Consider the following 19,448-nt stretch of genomic DNA (forward strand, 5'->3'; position numbering starts at 1 on the left):
CCCTGACACAAAACGCCACATGGATTGCAGAAATCCGCAAAGAGTTTTATGAACGATAATGAGAGTCATTCTTATTTACAAGCGAGTTTTTGAACCGGCCTTGAGAAAGGTCGAATCTCAAAACAAGGAAGCCCCGGAAACATGCTGATCCACGTCCCGAATGTTCTGTCCGTAGAGGAAGTCCGCTACTGCCGTGAACGCCTGGAGGCAGCGGAATGGACGGATGGCCGCGTCACGGCAGGGGAGCAATCCGCGAAGGCAAAACTGAACCTGCAGGTCCCTCAGGATTCAGAGGTGTGTCGGGAACTTGGGGACATTGTTCTGCGTGCCCTCGGCCGCAATCCTGTCTTCAACAGTGCAGCCCTGCCCCTGCGGGTGTATCCGCCGCTCTTCAATCGGTACGATACCGGAATGCATTTCAACGCTCATGTTGATAATGCTATCCGGCCTATTCCGGGCGCAGGTTTCCGCATCCGGACGGATGTTTCCTCAACGCTGTTCCTGTCTTCGCCCGGAGATTACGACGGTGGAGAACTCGTCATCCAGGACACGTACGGCAATCAGAACGTCAAACTCCCTGCGGGCGACATGGTGGTCTATCCGTCTACCAGCCTGCACAGCGTTAACCGCATTACGCGTGGGAGCCGATGGGCATCGTTCTTCTGGTCGCAATCCATGATCCGCGACGATACAAAGCGCGCTCTTATGTACGATTTTGACCGCTCCATCATCGAGACCCGCAAGGCGCTTCCCGATGATCACCCAGCGGTTCTGGGTCTGACCTCAACCTACCACAACCTTCTGCGGCAATGGGCTGAGCTTTAAGCTGGATTGCCCCGTTTCCTGAACGGGGCAATCCAGCGTTTATCAATGCTCGTGATGGTCGTGTTCTGATGAGCCATGCTGATGTCCATGGCCACCACTCTGAAACGCCATGGCCAAAACATCGTTGGTGTTCTTGCCATTCGCCTCAGCAATCTGCGCAATCGACTGGTCTTCAGATGTCACCGTCAGGCCATGCGCAGAGAGCTTATGGGCCAGCATTCCCCCATCCATATGCGCGAGTGGAGCGACCTGAGACAGAGTAGCCTGCGTCACCAGCGGTACCAGCATGAAGGCAACCTGCTTGTTGCCAGCATGGCCTGAGGACGATTGCGGCAGGAAGAAATAGGCTGTTGAAGCCAGTGCCACCAGAAGCGGAATGTAGAGTGTTCCGCGCCGGGCGTAATTGACGAGTGACGTCCAGTTCTTGATCAGATGCAGCGCGAACGGCACGAGCAGGACCATACTCAGCCATTCATGCATCGGATGGAAAGCGCCGGGGCCCCAGTGGAAGAAAAGTGCCACCCCGGTAATGGCCGAGATCAGGAAAAATCCTGTCGTCAGTGGGGTTCCGTAACGGTTCATGAAAGTTCTGAACATTGAGCTTTCCAGAAAAGGACGCACACGCCCTGTTAGAGAATGAAAATTTAGCCGGGCAGAAAACGGCTGACTTCCAGCCCGGTCCCGACGGAGAGCGGAACACTCAAAATCCCCGGCTGTGAGCGAACGAATTCCTGGTAGCGCCGGGCGTCCTCACCGCCCGGAATAATCATATTATCCGCGACCAGAACGGCGCCTGGCCGCAGATGCGGCATCAGGGCTTCAAGGCAAGGCACATAGAGATCTTTCCAGAGATCCAGGAGGACGAAATCAATGCTGTCCTTCAGCTCTGAAATCATCTCAACCGCATCACCGATACGATACTCAATGTGTTCTTCCACACCGGCACGCGCTGCCATGTCTCTGGCGAAGGCAACCTTCTCCCGCTCCAGTTCCATGGTGATGACACGCCCACCCGTCCGGCGTGCTGCTTCCGCTAGCCACAGGGTGGAGTAGCCAAAAGACGTTCCCAGTTCGAGGATCGTCGGCGCCTTGAGATTGCGCGCCAGGATGTTGACCAGTTGCCCGGTCTGCGGGCCTACTGCCATAAAACGCTCGGACGCGGGGCGGGAAATCCCGTCCGCATGGTCCTGCCGTTCTTTCAGGATCAGCTCATAATAAAGATCCAGAACGGCGTTCAGTTTATCATCCATGAGTATGCTCCTGTACGGCCAGCTTCCCATCGCGCACCGTGTAATCCTTCTGATTATCGGGCCCGATCAGAGAGTTGGAATAACTGTCAAACGTCATTGGCAGGACGCCAGATGTCTTCACAGGATGGTAATTCGCAGCGGAATTCACATCGCCATGCCCCGTATAGCGGGCAATAAACGGGTAAGGATAAACCGACCGGCTGGCAGTTGGTGCAGCGTTGGGTCGAGCATACGGCTGACTGGGCATCACCGCTGCATGGATCTGACCGCCCCCGGCTTTCCCTGCGCTTCCCGCCTTTCCCATGGGCATATCGGACTGTGCGATTTTTTCCGTCAGGATCGCGTTCGGTGCAGTCCCGGTTTCCGTCCACGCCATCAGCGGAGACAGGAAGTCCACCTGCGGGAAGCCGTCACCATTTCCACAATGCCCAACACCCGGCAGCAGATAGAAACGCAGGAAACGGTCCGTCAGGGTACGTCCCATTTCCTTCTGCACACCCTGATAATAGGCAATCGTGTTGACGGGGGAAATCGACTGATCGGCCAGTCCATGCCAGAGGATCAGATGGCCGCCGCGGCGCTGAAACGGATGAAGGTTCGTATTCTCGGCATTATAGAGCGGTGCCAGTTCGTTCATGACGTCGAACGTCGCATGATCGAACTGGAACAGCGTCAGATCCGTGGCCTTTTCGTTCACCTCTGGTGAAATGACATAGGCAATGGCAGACGCGGCAATTCCATTACTCATGCTCTCGCCCGTTGGGGACGAAGGCAACGCCCACTGCGTTTCAGAACCGGGGAATGGCCCGTGCAGAATATAGGACCGTCCGGAAGCGTCGGTTGCACCACTATAGATCCGGAGGGCTGCCTGTGTTTCCTCTGCTGTCAGGCAATGGGACGTATTGGTCTGACCGGCCGGACACCGCACCCACGCAGGATCGAAATGACAGGCTCTCGGCTCTTCCAGAATACCATCCGCAACTCCAGACAATGTGGAGCAGTGCTTAACAACCGCGTCATGCAGAATAGAAACACGATCCTGTAGCAGGATGCTCGTGCCATCAGCGCGCTGGTTCCCGCGGACATTCCACGCATGGTAGAATGAGTTCTGCACGGTGAAGAGTGCGGCCGGAGCACCAGCGGAAATACCGTCAAAATCATCCGGGAAACGCTGCGCTTCCATAAGAGCTTCGCGTCCGCCATCCGAACAGCCCACAAAATAGGAATATTTTGGAGCCTGTCCGTAAAACGCTTTCGTCAGCGCCTTGGCTGCAACCGTCGTCAGATGATTGGCGCGATATGCAAAATCGATCCGCTTCTGCGGGTCTTTGCCGAAGAAGCCCTGTTGTAATCCCATCATGGGACCAGTGTGACCCAGATCATCACCGGCCATGACAAATTCACCATTCAAAGCAGGAGCGCAGGCGCCAGCATTGCTGACACCGACGCGCGTCATGCCACACAAGCCACCGCAACCGCCCAGCAGAAACCGCTGCGTCCAGTGTTCCATGGGCAAGTCAACTTCAAAGGAAATGGTCGGAGCGATCTGCCCGGTAACCTTGCAGAACTTGCCTTTTGGCGTTTCCAGAACAACCGCACCCTGATGATCAACAGACGCACCGACAAACGGTGCCAAATCCGTTTTTCCAAGCATTTCACACGATATGACAGGCGCAACCGGAAGCAGACCTGCAATGGAGGCGGCCTTTGCAGACTGCCCGATCCCAAGAGCCAGCATGATCGGAAATATCGCGGCCAGCAGGCTCCATACCGGACGCCGACAGTATTGGAAAATAGACCTCAAGACGCACGTCTCCATGAACAAGGTTTAAATAGCTCGATCATATGACATCGCTTGCCCGTCCCGCGCTGCGACAGAAGTGTATGAATTTGTAAGCCCAAGGCAGACGTCGCTACTCCGCACATAATCTTTCGCCGGACGAAAGCTGACCCAATGTGGTGGAGACAATGCGCGGCGGCTCTTTCTGTACAAGCTGCCGGATGGCCTGTGCTTTCACGGCGTGCAAAGCAGAATTTTCACAAAGCCCAATCAGACCAATAATAGCCTGGGAAACATCCGGGAAACCGGATTGCAAAGCCCTCTGGAAACAGGATACCGCAACAGGGACATCCTGCTGTGCCAGCGCAAGACGAGCGAGATTAAGGTCTGCCCAGCAGTCCCCTCCTTCCGATGCGGCCTGAAAGAAAACTTTCGCGCCTTCCGGATCAGGCACCCCGCTGATGCCGTCTTCGTGCAGCCGCTTCAAAATATGGAAAAGCCTCAGCCAACCATCCCCTGTCTACATGCATTTGGCCCAAAAGTAATTGAGCCTGTACCTGCGGAGGGCAACTCACAACTGGCATTTCGTTTTCAAAATCTGGACCAACGGGCTGTCCGCACGACGCCATGATATTTCACCGATACTCACCATAAAAACCCTCCCGGCCAATGACCGGAAGGGCTGCAAACAGTTCTGTCTGAAGCTCGCTTCAGAAATTGAGGCCAAAGCTTCCCATGAACGTCCGCCCTGACATCGGAACAGCGCGGCTTGAGCTGAACGCTGAACCATAATTCAGATGGTTAGTCAGATTATTGGCATTAAACTGCACATGATAACGGCTGTAGTCGTAGGACACGATACCGTTCAGCGAGAAGTTGTAAGGCATGCGCGCCGTATTGGCCTCGTTAGCCCAGTAGCCGGAGCTATACTGTGCACCGCCGCCAGCCTTCAGCGTACCCTGACCAGCTCTTAACACCAGATGTGACAAGTTGTAGGTGCTCCAGACCGAGAACGTATTGTGCGGAAGCTGGGGCGCCTGATTGCCATACATCGTAGCGCTGTTCGTCACTTTGCCGCCCATATATGCGTAGGTGGCATAGATATCCCAGGCCTGCGTGATCTTGCCGGTCGCACTCAGCTCGACACCCCGGATCCGGCGGCCTGTTCCAGCATCCTGGAAACCCGTGATGATGCTGCCATCGTCATCATACGTGTAAGAGTTGTTCTGGTTGATCTGGAACAGTGCTCCCGTCACACCGAGGCGCTTGTTGAAGAAATCCAGCTTGCTTCCAACTTCAAACAGATCACTGCGCTGCGGCTTCAGATCACGACCATTGACCGCAACGTCTCCGACGCTGGCCTGATTGGTAATCTGGGAAGACACATCGGTTCCGACAGGCTTGTAAGAGCGAGCAAACGTGAAATAGACGGTCGCGTCTTTGGTGATGTCATACATGATGCTGGCAGACGGACTGAACTTGTTGGAGCTCTGCGCCTGAGTACCAGAAGAGGCAGCCGCAGCACTCCAGTACGTGCTCTTATAGCTATCCCAGCGGAACGTTCCAAAAATGGACAGTTTCTTGGTGAGATGAACCTTGTCTGCCAGGAACAGGCCCAGATCCCGGAAATCTGCGGTCCGATGCCCGCTGGATGGCCAGGTGATATATGTGCCTGGCGAAGAGTAGTATGGGTTGCGGATGGTCTGATTGTTCGTCCGGTTTACGTACGTGCCCATGATCCGGTCGTCCTTGGTGTAGTTGATATCCACACCCGCCCGCAGATCATGCTTCAGGAACCACGTGTCAAATTTCGACCGCGTCATCATAACGTTCTGAATGCCCCAGCCATCCTGCTGGTAAGCAGCACCACCGCCTGCACCATAGGCCAAAGACGGATTTCCGCCGGCAAGAAAACTGGAAGCACAGGTGCCGGAACAGGCACTGGGATTGGTCGCTGCGTAATCACGATGATAATGGCTGAAACGCGTGTCGTTGCTGAGTGTCAGCCACTTTGCAATTTCAGTTGCGAATTTCGACGTGACCATGTGGATATTGGAATTATCCCGGTCAAAATTGCGCGTATATGTCGTGTTTCGGTTCAATCCGTGTTCGGTAATTGGCGTGTACGTATTGCCAATCTGGATCATCGGCACACCGTAATCCGGCGTTCCGCGGCTTCCGAGCCACTGGTAGTTCAGGTGATAAGTCGTTTTCGTTCCCAAGCCAAAACCAAGATCAGCCGCCACACCATAGCGGTCTGACCGAACATTATTCCGGTCTGTCACGTCCTGCTTGTTGTACATGCCGTTCACGCGAAGAGCAGTATGTTTGCCAAGCTGGTAATTAACGTCTGCGGACCCACGATACTGCATCCCGCTTCCGATGGACTGATCCAGTGCGTAATGATTTCCCAGATGCGCCTTTTTCAGCGTCTGGTTGATCACACCGCCCACGTTGCCCGCACCGAAATACTCGCCGCTCGGACCTTTGACCACTTCAACACTTTCGGTGTTGAACGTGTCACGCACATAGGTGCCGAAATCCCGCAAACCATCTTCGTAAATGTCGCCGCGGGCCTGCTGGCCACGAATACGGAACTGATCGCCATTCAGGCCGCCGTTCCCCTCACCGGTAGACATGGTGATGCCCGGAACATTGGCCAGAGCCTGATCCAGCGTGAACAGACGCTGCTGTTCGATCAGCGCTTTGGGAACGACGCTGATGATCTGAGGCGTTTCCCGAACGGTATCCGGCATACGCCCGATATCGAGTGTGGTGTTGTTCGTATTGGTCTGTTCCGGCGCAGCCGTGTCGGTCTGTCCGTGAACTTTAACAGCAGGAAGACTGACGGAAGCCGCATCGTTGGCAGCCCCGGCATCCTGAGCGTCTGCCTCTCCGGTTTCCGTCACGCCCAGCCCGGCTCCCAGAGCCAGAAGAGCCAGTTTCTGCCATTTGACGGTGGAGGATTGACCTGCCTCGGTGGAAATCAGGCTATCTGTCAGAGATCGCGGGCTGAGATGTTCGTTTTTCGAAGGCATGAAACCACCTGAACTGATTGGCCGACAGCACACAGACGAAACAGTCGCCAGCCTTGATCACCCGGAACAATCCCGTCGCCATCATCGCATTCCAACGGACGGCTTATTCGGGAAATGCATTCCTCCAAGACCATGCACATCACATCTGCATGCCGAAACTGGCGCTATCTTCCTCAGAACGAGTGCGAATGCAAATGATTCTCAACAATAATATAAAATATTCTTCAAACACATCTCACACAGTGCGAATTCGCCACAGTTCCTGCCGCACGGCATGATGCACGGTTTCACGTAACCAACGATGCAACTGGTCCATGTCAACGCGTGGATGCCAGGCCTGAAAAGGCCGAACGGGCGGCAGTTCGAACGGAAATTCGAAGCTGTCCAACCCCATGCGTTCAAGCGGAAAACGCTCAATAACAGTTCTGGGCAAAGGCAGAATGAGATCAGTTTCGCCAATGGCTGCGATCAGAGAATGATAGGTCGGCACAACCATCGCAATCCGGCGTGACAACCCATAGCGTTCCTTCAAGATCGCATCGATCGGTCCGTTTGAGCGGCCTTTTCTGGACACACTCACATGGTCGTACGCGGCCAGAGACTGGGGCGTTATCTTATCCTTCAGGATAGGATGGCCTTTCCGGACCAGCGCACTAAACGACGTTTCAAACAGGGTTTGTCGCATGATTTCAGGACTCAGTTCATCCGTCGCGCCAATATAAAGATCAATCTTGTTCCCCCGCAGAGCTTCACTGGCCGTGCCTTCGGATTCCGGTGAGAACACGATCCGGCAGTCAGGACATTCCTTTTGCAGCGCCTGAAGAATGGGTCGGCCGAACGCTCCCACCACAATATCATTCGCCCGAATGGTAAACTTCGGGGACATGGCTTTCAGGTTCAGCGTGGCGCCATCATTGAGCAGGTCATCCGCTTCCCGAACGAGCGTCTGCACACGATCCCGAATACGGTTCGCAAAGGCTGTCGCCACCATGCGCCGCCCTGACATGACAAGGATCGGATCCCCGAACACGGTTCTCAAACGCGCCAGATGCCGGCTCATGGCGGGCTCACTCACCTTGAGACGGCGCGCCGCAAGGGAGACGCTCTGCTCCTCCACCAGCACCTGAAGGTAACGCAGGAGATCCAGATCATAACGACGTCCGAGAGGCTGCTTGTCTGACATGCGACATCCTTCCTGCGTGTAACGGCAAACGTTCCTGTGAGCATAAACAGGAACGATGCGGTCCAACATACAGAAATGAAAGACTTCTCGCTCACCCTTCCGAAAAGTGGAATCCTCACTTACCTGAAGTGAGGGTTTTCTGCGCCTGCCATGCCTCGATAGATGCGCTCAGACACCAAGAGAGCAGCTGATGGCATTACCTTCACAAACCGCAGCGCCACCCGCGCAACCCTCTTACATGCCGCCCTTCGGGATGCGCACCCTGATCGGGTGCCTTGGCATGTTGCTGGCCGTTCATGTTGCGGGGTTCAACGAACACATCACCGAAATCGGCCTGTCGGACATTTGTGGCGCCATGCATATCGGCCATGATGAAGGCACCTGGTTCATCTCGACCTATGAAGCCTTTAACATTGCCGCCATGGCCTTCACGCCATGGTTTTACATGACGTTCTCGATCTACCGGTTTTCGATCTTCATGACGGCAGTGCTTGCCCTGCTGTCCATTCCGCTGCCGTTCATGCCGGACATGATTTCCCTGTGTTTTCTGCGCGCAGCACAAGGCCTGAGCGCGGGATGTCTGCCGCCTGTCCTGATGACGGTCATGCTCAAATACCTTCCGCCGCCCATCAAGGTGTTTGGTATTGGGGGTTACGCCATGAGTGCGACCTTTGGCCCTAATCTGGGTGGCCCACTGGAAGCCTTATGGTTCGAGCATTTCGGCTGGCACTGGCTGTATTGGGAAGTCATCCCTCTCAGTGCGATAGCCATTGCGATGATGGCTTATGGCCTTCCCAAAGACCCCGTACACCTCGAACGTTTCATGAAGTTCAACTGGCGCGGGTTCTTCATTGGTGTGCCGTCCATTCTCTGTGTCGTGACGGTTCTCTATCAGGGAGACCGGCTGGACTGGTTCCGCTCTCCCATTATTTCCCACCTGACATTCTGGGGAGGCGCCCTGTTTCTGGGCTTCCTGTTCCACGAATGGCACCATCACACACCATTTTTCCGGCTCCAGTACTGGAAGAACCGTAACATTGCCATGTCGATGCTCACGCTTGTGGGTGTCCTGGTGATCTGTGGCCTCATGATGGAGGTTCCATCCACCTATCTGGCAGAAGTCCGGGGGTATCGCCCATCGCAAACGGCACCTATTGCGCTCATGGTTGCCCTGCCACAGCTCATCATGCTTCCGCTGACAGCAGCTCTTTGCAACATGCGTTCAGTGGACTGCCGCTATCTGCTCGGCATTGGCATGAGCTGCCTCGGACTGGCTGCATTCCTCGGAACGTGGCTCACCCCGGACTGGGTGCGAGACAATTTCTATCTTCTGCAGGGCCTCCAGATCGTGGGGCAGCCCATGGTGGTCATTCCCGTCCTGATGCTGGCCACGATGTCTCTCGGACCGGCAGATGGACCATTCATTTCCGGCATGGTGAATATGCTCAAGGGCATGGCGAATGCTGTTGCTGCCGCCTTGTTCGAAATCCTGCTCAGACGGCGTGAGCAATACCATTCCAACATGCTGCTCGACCGCTCCGGCAACAATGCGACGGCATTGTCAGGCATGGGAAATCCGATCGAGAACGCCATCCAGAACAGCTCACCTGACAGTGCACATGTCTCACGCAATGCGCTGCAAATCTTCCACACCTACGTGCATGAACAGTCCGTCGTGCTTGCTCTGGCAGACATATACCTCGTGATTGCAGTGCTGTGCGCAGCTTACGTCGTTCTGGCCATTATCCTTCCAAAACGCGTTTATCCGCCCGGTAAAGGCCCGGCGCCCAAACCTGCACCCACTCCCACCTCTGTTCCAGCGGCTCCCCTCACCGCCCCCGCCCATTAAGATCCGGATCTCTCAGACATGATTTATGGAAAACCTCTTCTTCTCGCCGGGTGTGCCGTCGTTGTGCTGGCCGGACTGGCCTGGAGCGCCGATCGCTTCTTCGTGGGTGATGGCGTGCACCAGAAAACCAATGATGCTTACGTCACAGCCGACTTCACAGCCGTCGCCCCGAAGGTGTCCGGCCGTATCGACCGCGTTCTGGCGGAAGACAACGAATACGTTCACGCGGGGGAAGAACTCGCCCATATCGAAGACGATGACTATCGCGCAGCGCTTGCAGCAGCCAAGGGCGATGTAGCCGCAGCCGAAGGCGAAGTTGGTAATCTACAGGCAGCCCTCGCACGGCAGGACAGCCTGATCGCCGCCGCATCCGATACCGTCAAAGCCGACGAGGCCAGCCTTGTTTTCGCCCAGCAAAATGCAACGCGCTACCACAATCTATCTGCCCGGGGGGCCAGTACTCTGGAGCAGCAACAGGGCGCGGATGCCCGTCTTCGTGAAGCCATGGCGGCCATCGCGCGCGACAAAGCCGGCGTGGACAGTGCGAAACAACAAATTCCCGTTCTTCAGGCACAAATCCAGCGTGCTCAAGGCGCTCTCCTCAAGACACAGAGCACAGAACATCAGGCCGAACTCAATCTGTCTTATTGCACCATTCCTGCCCCGGTTGATGGCATTATCGGTGAGCGTGGCGTCCGCGTGGGTGCCTATGTGCATCCCGGCACAGGCCTGCTGGCTGTCGTGCCGGTACAGAAAGCTTATGTCCTCGCCAACTTCCAGGAAACCCAGCTGACCAAAATGCAAACAGGTCAGCGGGCAACCATCTGGGTCGATACCTTCCCCGGTCATCCCCTCCATGCCCACGTGGACAGTCTGGCTCCTGCGACTGGCGTGGCCTTTGCGGCAATCCAGCCCGATAATGCAACTGGCAACTTTACGAAGGTGGTCCAGCGCGTCCCGGTCAAACTCACATTCGATGCAGGTCAGCCTCTCGCCGCCAAGGTCCGTGTCGGCATGTCTGTTGAAGCGGAAGTCGATACAGCCTCACAGCCTGAGGGGCCCCACGCCCGCGACAACCGTTACGCCTGGCAGTGAGACACCCCATGCGCCTTTCTTTCTTCTCTCGGGTTACGGCCCTGCTGTCCGTCACGGCCCTGACTGCGTGTACGGTCGGTCCGGACTATCACGCCCCACCAGATCACGCGCCTGCGCAATATCATCAGAGCGTCACACCAGCCGCGGATCATCCGACGCAGGCTGCACTCGATCCACAATGGTGGCGTCTCTACAACGACCCGGTGCTGACACAGCTTGAAGCTGACGTGGCTCGCAGCAACCTTGATCTGCGAACAGCAGCCCTGAATCTGGCTGAAAGCACCGCAGAACGACGGATTGCCAGTGCCGCGCAAATGCCCCGCCTGGATGGAGCAGCGTCCTACGCACGGGAGCGCGCCAGCACCAACGGTATCCTTGGACTTCTGGGAACAACCGAGCAGGCCAGTCCCGGCGATATTGCCAGTGGTGCGCAGGGATTTGGCCCTGCCGCCGCTGATGGCGCGAAGGGCAATCCTTCGTTCAACCTTCCCCAGTACGGCTTGAGTGCTTCTTGGGAAGTTGATTTCTGGGGGCATGTCCGGCGGCAGGTTGAAGCCGCCACAGCGGCCATGCATGCAACGGAAGACATGCAGCGCAATGTGCTTGTCTCCCTCATGGCGGAGACCGCACAGGACTATATTGCACTCCGCAATGTGCAGGCTCAGATTGCCATTACTCAGCAGAGCATCGAGATTGCCCATCACAGCGTGAACCTGACAACGCTGCGCTTTACACAGGGAACTGCCACCAAACTGGATGTCGCCTATTCCCGTGGACAGATGCACAGCTTCGAAGCCCGTCTGCCTCCTCTAAAAAGCCAGAGCGTGCATCTGATCAATGCCCTCAGTTTCCTTGTGGCACGTGAACCCGGTGCCTTGGCCAGCACACTGAACAAACCGGGCATTATTCCGCCCGTCCCAACCAACATTCCAACGGGCCTCCCATCTCAACTCGCGGACCGGAGACCGGATATTCGCGCGGCCAAAGAACGCCTGCATGCTGCAACGGCAAGTATCGGTGTGGCGATTGCAGACTTCTACCCGCGCATCACATTGTCTGGCAGCCTGGATATTCAGGCACTCCAGTTCAGCGGACTTGGATCATGGGCGTCGCGTCAGTACGGCTTTGGCCCAACCATGACATTGCCCCTCTTTGAGGGCGGCCGTCTGACAGGACAGTTGCACCTTCGCAAGGCCCAGCAGAAAGAAGCCGCCATTGCTCTGCAGCGCACAATCCTCCACGCATGGGAGGAAATCGATGATGCCATGACGGACCTCAGTACAGCTCAGGACCGGCAAAAACGACTTGAAGAAAGCGTTACCGAGAACGAAACAGCCGTTCACATTGCGCAGCTACAATACAGTCAGGGTGCAGGCGACTTCCTGAACGTTCTCACCGCACAAAACGCGCTTCTCGCAACACGCAGCGCCCTTTCCGAGGCAAGAGCAGGCGTTTCCGTTTCAATGACAGATCTTTACCGCGCTCTAGGGGGCGGTTGGGAAGGCTCTCTTTAAACACTCCGGATATTCCCAATCCGACATTCTGTCGTTCGGTACCCCACCAGCCGGACGACAGATCTGACACCTTTTCGGTGCATCCTCTGCTGAGGATAAATTCAGCAAATCCATGAAATATCGTGCGCTAAAGCCCTTCTGTATTTCCCAGAAAGCTATTTCTGGCGAACAGAACGGTTTTGCCTTAACGCTTATGACCTGAAAAAAGGTCTTTTTGTGATATTATCTTTCAGATATACCCACACAAAAGAACGTTGTTAGTATTTTTTTAGTGTTTTCTCGCGACACTCGGATTTATGGTCAAGCGGGACAGGCTTAGTGAACACTTTTCAGGAACAGAATTTCGGAACTTATCTTGAATCACTTCAGGCATGGTCCGAAAGTTCTCACGATTCCTTTGTTCTCCATGCTCTTGATTGCTCGGCTATTGTTGCCGTAACGAATACTAAAGGAAAAATTCTTTCCGTTAATGAAAAATTCGTCGAAATCAGTGGCTATTCCAGGGCTGAACTGATTGGGCAAGATCATCGAATGCTTCATTCAGGCGTTCATGATTCCAGTTTTTTTCAGAAGATGTACCGCACCATCGCGCAAGGTGGCGTTTGGCACGGTGAGATCTGCAATAAAAAGAAGAACGGAAAATTATACTGGGTCGATACGACTATTGTTCCCCGATGCAATGAAAAAGGGAAAGTCATCAACTATGTGGCCATCCGCTTTGACATCACCGCCCGCAAACGTGCCGAACAACGCCTGACAGCAAACCGGCTGAAACTGCAGGAAGCCGTCAACACTGACTTCCTGACCAATATCTCCAACCGCACATCATTTTCACAGTATCTGAAGGTCCTTTTCGCACAGGAACATCCGGACAACCGGCATTTCTGCCTTTGCCTGCTCGATATCGATACGTTCAAGATCATCAATGATACATCGGGCCATGAATCCGGTGATCGCCTGCTGAAAAAAATTGCAGGTCGTCTGAAGACCTTTCAGTCGACCGACTGTTTCATCGCACGCATTGGCGGCGACGAATTTGCCATCATCATGGTGTCAAACGATCCACAGATCTTTGAAATCAAGCTTCAGAAAATTCTTGAGGCCATGCGATTTCGGTTTCGTAGCGGAAGTTTGACGCATCTGTGCAGTGCCAGTCTGGGATATGCCGTCTCAAAACTGAATGACAGTCGGAAGCGCGAAATTCTGCGCTGTGCAGACCTTGCACTTTATGAAGCCAAAGCAGACGGCCGCAATAGAATCAAAAAATATGCTCCCTTCATGAAAGAAAAAACGGAGCGTCGGTCGCGGCTACGGACAGCCATGCAGGCCGCGTTGAAAAAGAAGCAGTTCAAACTTTTCTATCAGTTGGTCCTCCCTTTAAATCAGGAACGCCCTCCCTCCTTCGAGGCTCTCTTACGGTGGGATCATCCAGAGCGCGGTCTTCTCAGCCCGCAATATTTTTATGATGCTTTCGACGATGCGGAGCTTAGTATTGCAATTGGGAATTTCGTGCTGCGACAGGCTCTCACGGACATCCGGTATCTGCTGCAACACAAGATTCCTTTTGACCGCATTTCCATCAACGTAACGTCAGATGATTTTCGGGATCATAATTTTACGGAACGGCTTTTCCGTGAAATGAAGAAATATGCTGTTCCGGCTGAAAAACTGACAATCGAGATTACGGAAAAAATTCTTTTCGGTCAGCACAACCAGCATATTCTGGATGAACTCAAGAAACTCAATCGCGCAGGCGTCCAGATTTCACTGGATGACTTCGGAACCGGCTTTGCATCTCTCACCCATCTCCGAACCGTGACATTCGATCATATCAAGATCGACCGCGTCTTTACCTCAGGCGTTACGGAACGCGGTATCGATACAGCCATTATCCAAGGTGTTATCGATATTGTTCACAGCATGAACCGTGTTGTTGTCGCGGAAGGCGTAGAAACAGCTGAGCAAGCAGAAGAGCTGCGTCTGATGGGGTGTGACTTCCTGCAAGGCTGGCATTTTTCAAAAGCCGTTCCCTTGTCTCAAATCCCACACGTTCTGAATATGGACGGCCCACCCTGGATCAGAAGTGAGTCGATCGTCCCTGAAATGGATGTTGCCGAATAGGCCTTTTCAGCCGCGTTCCATACAAAAACGGAGGCAAACTGCTTTCGCAGCTGCCCCCGTTTTCAACTCTGGATAGTTCAGACGATCAGAACCGCTGATCAATACCGGTCAGGATTGTACGGCGCAGACCATACTGTGGCGCACCAACGCCAATTCCACTGCCATCACGCAGAAGATACGTCTTGTCGAACAGGTTCGTCACATCCAGACGAACCTGCGTCTGCTTCAGGAATGGAACGTGGAACAGATCCTTGAAAGACTGGACCAGCGACAGGTTGAACGTCGCATATTGCGGGACAGAAGCACCATTCGGCGTCGCCCCATCCGCTCTCAGACCACTTCCATAAACCATCGTTGCTGACAGACGCAGCGGATGACCAGTTCTGTAGAAAGCCGTGTAGCTCGTCCCCGCAGAAGCCGTCCAACGCTGGTCATGATCAAGATGGACCCAGTGCTTCTTGATATACGACAGATCTTCCGGATCGAAGTTCCATTCACCAGACACCACATCCTTGCCGATGGCGCGCGACCAGGAGAAGTTGCCGTAAACACTGAAGGCACCCCGTGTGTAGTCTGTGGAGAACTCGTACCCGTGGACCTGTCCGCGACGATAGTTGAACACAGACAGGATGACTGGGGAGCCGAACTGCCCTTCGTCGATCATGTTCTTCGCCAGTTTGACGTAGGCATCAAACGACGCATGCCAGCCCGGCAGGATCGTCTGGGAGAAACCTGCGTCAAAGTAATGGTCGCGCTCAGCCTTGACCGTGCTGTTTTTGTAGTTCGCGGGCTGTGCAGAGGTGCCCGTATATTTGTACAGGGCCGTTCCGGTCACGAGTTCGAACGGCGGTGGCGTGAAGTAACGCGAATAGCCCGCGTGGAAGGTTCCACCATGCCAGGGCTTATAAACGATATTGATGCGCGGGCTGACCTGCTTTGAATGGGTGTATTCATCCACACCATCAAAGCGCAGACCGTAATTGATGGTCAGGTTTTTGATAGGGCGCCATTCATCCTGAGCGTACAGACCGTACATCCAGCCAGTCCGGCCAGAACCATCATGAATATTGGTCGTATCGCCGGAGTAAACGGCATTGCCGTCATCATCTTCACCCGTCTGCGTATAAACGGTTGAATCAGACTTGGACGTATTACGCTCAACATAGACCTGATATCCGAAACGGACGGTATGGTTCTTCGCGGCCTGCCAGGTCGCATCCGTCTGGTTTCCGGTTGAGAAAACCGAGCGTGCTGCGCGCTGTGCAATGCCGTTATAAACCAGATCGCCCAGCGGATCAGGCGAATAACGCAGGGAGCTGTATCTCAGCACGGCAGACGTCTGGAAGCTCAGGCGGCCCATGTCCTTCTGAAGGGACAACATGCCGAAATCCGTGATTTCCTTCTGGTGCTCGCTCAAGCTGTTACTATCGCCGTTTCCATACTGGTTCTGGGACAGAGTGCTGCCCGTATAGGACGGATTGGCAAACTGGCGCTGCTGACCCGGATTATTCGGGAGTTGATATTCGGCATTGGACACACCGGCGGTCAGGCTGATCCGGGTGTTCTCGTCAACCGTGTAACGGGCGTGACCGAGGAAGTGATACTGGTTGGTCAGATCGTGAATCGCATTGAAGCTGGGGGTCGTGTTTTCAATGCCAACACGGTTGTGGACATAATCAGCCGTAGCGAACCAGTCCCACTTCCCCTTGTGACCACCATATTGCAGAGACGGGAAGAAATAGTCGCGCGCGCCACCGTAGATGGAGATGCTGCCGCCGGGATCGGAATAGCCGTTCTTGGTGTTGATATCGATCACACCGGCCTGAAGAAATCCGTACTCGCTGGGAAGCGCGCCCGTCGTCAAAGACATGGAATGTGCGAAGCGGGTCATCAGCGCCTGCCCGAAAACACTCATGCCTTCCGGTAGGGCAACGCCATCCAGACGGAACTGGACTTCGTTATGGTCGCCACGAACATGGATCTGTCCATAACTATCCTGCGCAACACCCGGAGCCTGAAGCAGAACGGACGTGAGCGGGGCATTGTCACCGCCCGGATTGGTCTCAATATCCTGACGGCTGAAATGATAGGTCGTGGCACCCGTGGAAGACTGAAGCGCGTCGCGGGCACGTTCCAGATGGGCATTGACGACAATATTGTCTTCACCCTGACGGCTCGTTTCCGTCACGGTTGTGCCGTGCTGGTCGTCAGAATGACCGAAGCTGGAACGGGACGTTTCCGTATCGGTTGTCGTGCCTGTCGTTGCGTCCTGAGCATATGCCGTACCACACAGGGCAGTCGTGCACCCAAGCAGCAGAATAAAAGATCGAGCAGACACAAAAGGCAGCATGTTGTCCTCAGAAGGCGAAGAAGGTTCTAAGTGCGACTCCTTATTATGTTATATCATAACAAATCAAGCGGAACTGGACCTTTTCCCTCCTGATTGTTGGCTCTGCAGTTCACGTGCGGTATAAAAGCCACAATTTCCCGTTCTTCCGCTCCCGGAGACCAGTGTCCCCATGTCGTTCCGCAGGGTTCTTCTTCTCGGAGCCAGTCTTGCTGGCCTTCCATCAGCCCTGTGGGCAGCGCCTGCCGTACAGCAGCATGACAAGACACCCCGGCACACACACCCGAAATCGGTTAATGCGCAGGCTGATGAGACGATCAAAGTCAGCGTCAAACGAACGGATTTCGCCTTCCAGTCCGCACAGAAACAACCGGACGCAGACACGCGTCTGACTGCCGAGCGGCTGATTGAACGTGGCGTTGTCACGTTACGGGATGTCGAACGCGTGGCACCCAATCTGACGATCCAGTCCATTAACGGCACGGCTTCCACAAACTTCTACCTTCGCGGGATCGGCTTCAACGATTTCACACAAAACAATATTCCGACCGTTCTGACCTATTTCGATGACGTGCCTTTTGCGTTCTCAACCATGGCCAGTGGCCTGATGTTCGATCTGGCAGATGCAACTGTCACTCCCGGCCCAGTCGGCACCATGCACGGACAGTCTGACACAGGCGGCGAGGTCCGCTTTCGGACAGCGGACCCAACAAGCACCTGGCACTATGGCTCGAGCGAAGACATTGCGTCCTACGCCCGTAGCCGGAGCGAAGCCTATGTGTCCGGCCCCTTGGCGAAAGGACTGGATTTCCGTCTTGCCGGTCAAACGCGACAGGGCGGTGGCTGGCAGACCAATCCTCTCACGGGCGCACATCTGGGGGACGCAGATTCCTGGGCCCTACGCGGCAAGCTCCGCTGGCGCCCCGATAGTCGCACGACCATCATGCTATCCGGTCATTTCGTGCAGGATAACAGCGAAGTCGTCACCGGCGTTCCGGTCTATCGCCTGATCGGCTCACAGAGCCTGCCCTCACTGGGGCGACAGCAAGCTGAATGGTCTCTCAAGCCACAGTTCGCCGATTTGATCGGCCGACCTCGCAGCCTCAAACCAAGTGAGCACAACCAGTTCTGGGGTTTTGACCTGCATATGGACCGTGATCTCGGCTTTGCCAAAATCACGTCCATCAGCGCTTTCGAGACGGAACGCCAAGGGGAATATACGGATCAGGACGGCACATCTGCGTCACAGGCGGATACGTACAGAACGATCAGTGCGAACGCATTTACGCAGGAGTTGCGCCTGTCTTCAAACGACCCGAACAGTCGTTTGCAATGGGTTGTCGGAGCATTTTATCAGCGCAGCCGTATGAAACAGCGCTTCCTGTTCGATTACACAGACTACTCGGCCCGTGGCTATATGATGTCCACCAATTTTGGAATGAACCAGGAAAGTACGTCCGAGTTCGGTCACATCAGCTATCGTCTGCCGCATAACGTCACGCTGTTTGGGGGCCTACTGCACGAGATCGACGACCGCTCTCTGACGGGTCTGAAATCAGAAATTTTTGGTGGCTCGACACATATTTTCCAGCCTGAAAGCACTGCCTCGGCTCAGTTCGCAGGACAGGTCGGCGTGTCTTGGCAGATGTTGCAGAGCACGATGGTGTATTACAAGCTGAGCAAAGGTTTCAAACCCGGCGGGTTCAGCGCCAATAATACCCAGATTCAGGCGCAGCTTGATCCGTTTGGCCCGGAAACGGTCCTGACCCACGAGGTTGGCTTCAAAAGTGATCCAATCCCGGGAAAGCTCCGCCTGAATGGCGCGGCATTCTATAATGATTTCCACGGACAGCAGGTTGTCGGGACCGTGATGATCCCGAATTACGGCCCACTCAGCGAAATCACCAATGTCCCAAAGTCCGAGAGCTGGGGCTTTGAGGGTACGGTGGAAATGCACCCGGTTCGGCATGTCTTTGTCACGCAGAACATTGGCTGGCAGCGTGGCAATTATCAGGATTTTCCGAACGTCAATCGTGCTGCCACAAACGCCTACTATGCCAAGACAGGTGTCTGGAAGGCCATTAACAATAACTTCGCTGGTGTTGATAACGGCCAGCCAAAACTCACCCTGAACGGACAGGCAGAGTGGCGGCAGGCACTGACTGACCATCTGGGACTGGATATTGGCCCGGATTGGTCTTATCGCGGCAGCCAGGCCATTGCCGTAGGAGGCACCGGCTTTTATCGCCTGCCTCCCTACTTCCTACTCGGCGCCCATGCGACCCTTCGCCCCTCATCCGGGCATTGGGAAGCAACGATTTACGCCTCGAACATTCTGAACCGCCAGTATTTCGAAAGCGGAGGAATGGCGACAACAACGTATTTCTACATTCCCGGCACACCACGTTTCATCGGCGGCCGCGTCTCCTGCGGCTTCTGAAACACA

At 54.9% G+C, this 19,448-nt stretch carries 13 protein-coding genes; 6 read left to right on the plus strand and 7 right to left on the minus strand.

The window, feature by feature from the left end; translation table 11 throughout:
- Positions 1–141 precede the first annotated feature (141 nt).
- A complete protein-coding gene (locus M2305_RS04330; RefSeq protein ID WP_264648665.1) occupies positions 142–825 on the plus strand; it encodes a Fe2+-dependent dioxygenase in 684 nt (227 codons plus the stop codon).
- 42 nt (positions 826–867) lie between these two features.
- Here the strand turns inward: M2305_RS04330 and M2305_RS04335 are convergent, their stop codons facing one another.
- The 6 genes from M2305_RS04335 to M2305_RS04360 form a co-directional block, all read right to left on the minus strand.
- Positions 868–1,422, minus strand: coding sequence for a hypothetical protein (locus M2305_RS04335; protein WP_264648666.1), 555 nt, complete (start codon positions 1,420–1,422; stop codon positions 868–870).
- Between the two features lie 47 nt (positions 1,423–1,469).
- Entirely contained in the window at positions 1,470–2,075 is a 606-nt protein-coding gene (locus tag M2305_RS04340) for an O-methyltransferase (protein WP_211499880.1), read from the minus strand.
- Complete coding sequence (locus tag M2305_RS04345; RefSeq protein WP_264648667.1) at positions 2,068–3,879, minus strand: tannase/feruloyl esterase family alpha/beta hydrolase; 1,812 nt, start codon at positions 3,877–3,879, stop codon at positions 2,068–2,070. Before M2305_RS04345 ends, M2305_RS04340 begins: the two co-directional genes overlap by 8 nt.
- A gap of 109 nt (positions 3,880–3,988) precedes the next feature.
- Positions 3,989–4,342 (minus strand): SEL1-like repeat protein, encoded by a 354-nt coding sequence (locus M2305_RS04350; protein ID WP_264648668.1) that lies wholly within the window; start codon positions 4,340–4,342, stop codon positions 3,989–3,991.
- A gap of 223 nt (positions 4,343–4,565) precedes the next feature.
- Positions 4,566–6,893, minus strand: a complete 2,328-nt coding sequence (locus M2305_RS04355) for a TonB-dependent receptor (RefSeq protein ID WP_264648669.1) — start codon at positions 6,891–6,893, stop codon at positions 4,566–4,568.
- A 235-nt stretch (positions 6,894–7,128) separates the two neighbouring features.
- Positions 7,129–8,076, minus strand: coding sequence for a LysR substrate-binding domain-containing protein (locus M2305_RS04360; protein ID WP_099210867.1), 948 nt, complete (start codon positions 8,074–8,076; stop codon positions 7,129–7,131).
- A gap of 190 nt (positions 8,077–8,266) precedes the next feature.
- Here M2305_RS04360 and M2305_RS04365 point away from each other — a divergent pair, with 190 nt between their 5' ends.
- The 4 genes from M2305_RS04365 (at position 8,267) to M2305_RS16285 (ending at position 14,655) form a co-directional block, all read left to right on the plus strand.
- On the plus strand, positions 8,267–9,925 hold the full coding sequence (locus tag M2305_RS04365; RefSeq protein WP_264648670.1) for an MFS transporter: 1,659 nt from the start codon (positions 8,267–8,269) through the stop codon (positions 9,923–9,925).
- Positions 9,926–9,943: 18 nt separating this feature from the next.
- Entirely contained in the window at positions 9,944–11,020 is a 1,077-nt protein-coding gene (locus M2305_RS04370) for an HlyD family secretion protein (RefSeq protein WP_264648671.1), read from the plus strand.
- An 8-nt stretch (positions 11,021–11,028) separates the two neighbouring features.
- Positions 11,029–12,534 carry an efflux transporter outer membrane subunit gene (locus M2305_RS04375; RefSeq protein WP_264648672.1) on the plus strand — a complete coding sequence of 502 codons (1,506 nt, stop codon included), beginning with the start codon at positions 11,029–11,031 and terminating at the stop codon, positions 12,532–12,534.
- Between the two features lie 318 nt (positions 12,535–12,852).
- Positions 12,853–14,655, plus strand: a complete 1,803-nt coding sequence (locus M2305_RS16285; protein ID WP_211499873.1) for a sensor domain-containing protein — start codon at positions 12,853–12,855, stop codon at positions 14,653–14,655.
- A gap of 85 nt (positions 14,656–14,740) precedes the next feature.
- Here M2305_RS16285 and M2305_RS04385 read toward each other — a convergent pair whose 3' ends face one another.
- The gene (locus tag M2305_RS04385; RefSeq protein ID WP_086633769.1) at positions 14,741–17,005 is read right to left on the minus strand and encodes a TonB-dependent receptor; all 2,265 of its coding nucleotides are present in this window, start codon (positions 17,003–17,005) and stop codon (positions 14,741–14,743) included.
- Positions 17,006–17,174: 169 nt separating this feature from the next.
- Between M2305_RS04385 and M2305_RS04390 the strand changes: the two genes are divergently transcribed.
- Entirely contained in the window at positions 17,175–19,442 is a 2,268-nt protein-coding gene (locus tag M2305_RS04390) for a TonB-dependent receptor (protein ID WP_264648673.1), read from the plus strand.
- Positions 19,443–19,448 lie beyond the last annotated feature (6 nt).

This window comes from Gluconobacter cerinus, from assembly GCF_025961355.1.
GTDB classification, from domain to species: Bacteria; Pseudomonadota; Alphaproteobacteria; order Acetobacterales; family Acetobacteraceae; genus Gluconobacter; species Gluconobacter cerinus.

Bases quoted from the DNA above. Each gene is read 5' to 3' on its own strand.
- M2305_RS04330 (WP_264648665.1), top strand. From the start codon at position 142: ATGCTGATCCACGTCCCGAATGTTCTGTCCGTAGAGGAAGTCCGCTAC.
- M2305_RS04335 (WP_264648666.1), bottom strand. From the start codon at position 1,422: ATGTTCAGAACTTTCATGAACCGTTACGGAACCCCACTGACGACAGGA.
- M2305_RS04340 (WP_211499880.1), bottom strand. From the start codon at position 2,075: ATGGATGATAAACTGAACGCCGTTCTGGATCTTTATTATGAGCTGATC.
- M2305_RS04355 (WP_264648669.1), bottom strand. From the start codon at position 6,893: ATGCCTTCGAAAAACGAACATCTCAGCCCGCGATCTCTGACAGATAGC.
- M2305_RS04360 (WP_099210867.1), bottom strand. From the start codon at position 8,076: ATGTCAGACAAGCAGCCTCTCGGACGTCGTTATGATCTGGATCTCCTG.
- M2305_RS04365 (WP_264648670.1), top strand. From the start codon at position 8,267: ATGGCATTACCTTCACAAACCGCAGCGCCACCCGCGCAACCCTCTTAC.
- M2305_RS04370 (WP_264648671.1), top strand. From the start codon at position 9,944: ATGATTTATGGAAAACCTCTTCTTCTCGCCGGGTGTGCCGTCGTTGTG.
- M2305_RS04375 (WP_264648672.1), top strand. From the start codon at position 11,029: ATGCGCCTTTCTTTCTTCTCTCGGGTTACGGCCCTGCTGTCCGTCACG.
- M2305_RS04385 (WP_086633769.1), bottom strand. From the start codon at position 17,005: ATGCTGCCTTTTGTGTCTGCTCGATCTTTTATTCTGCTGCTTGGGTGC.
- M2305_RS04390 (WP_264648673.1), top strand. From the start codon at position 17,175: ATGTCGTTCCGCAGGGTTCTTCTTCTCGGAGCCAGTCTTGCTGGCCTT.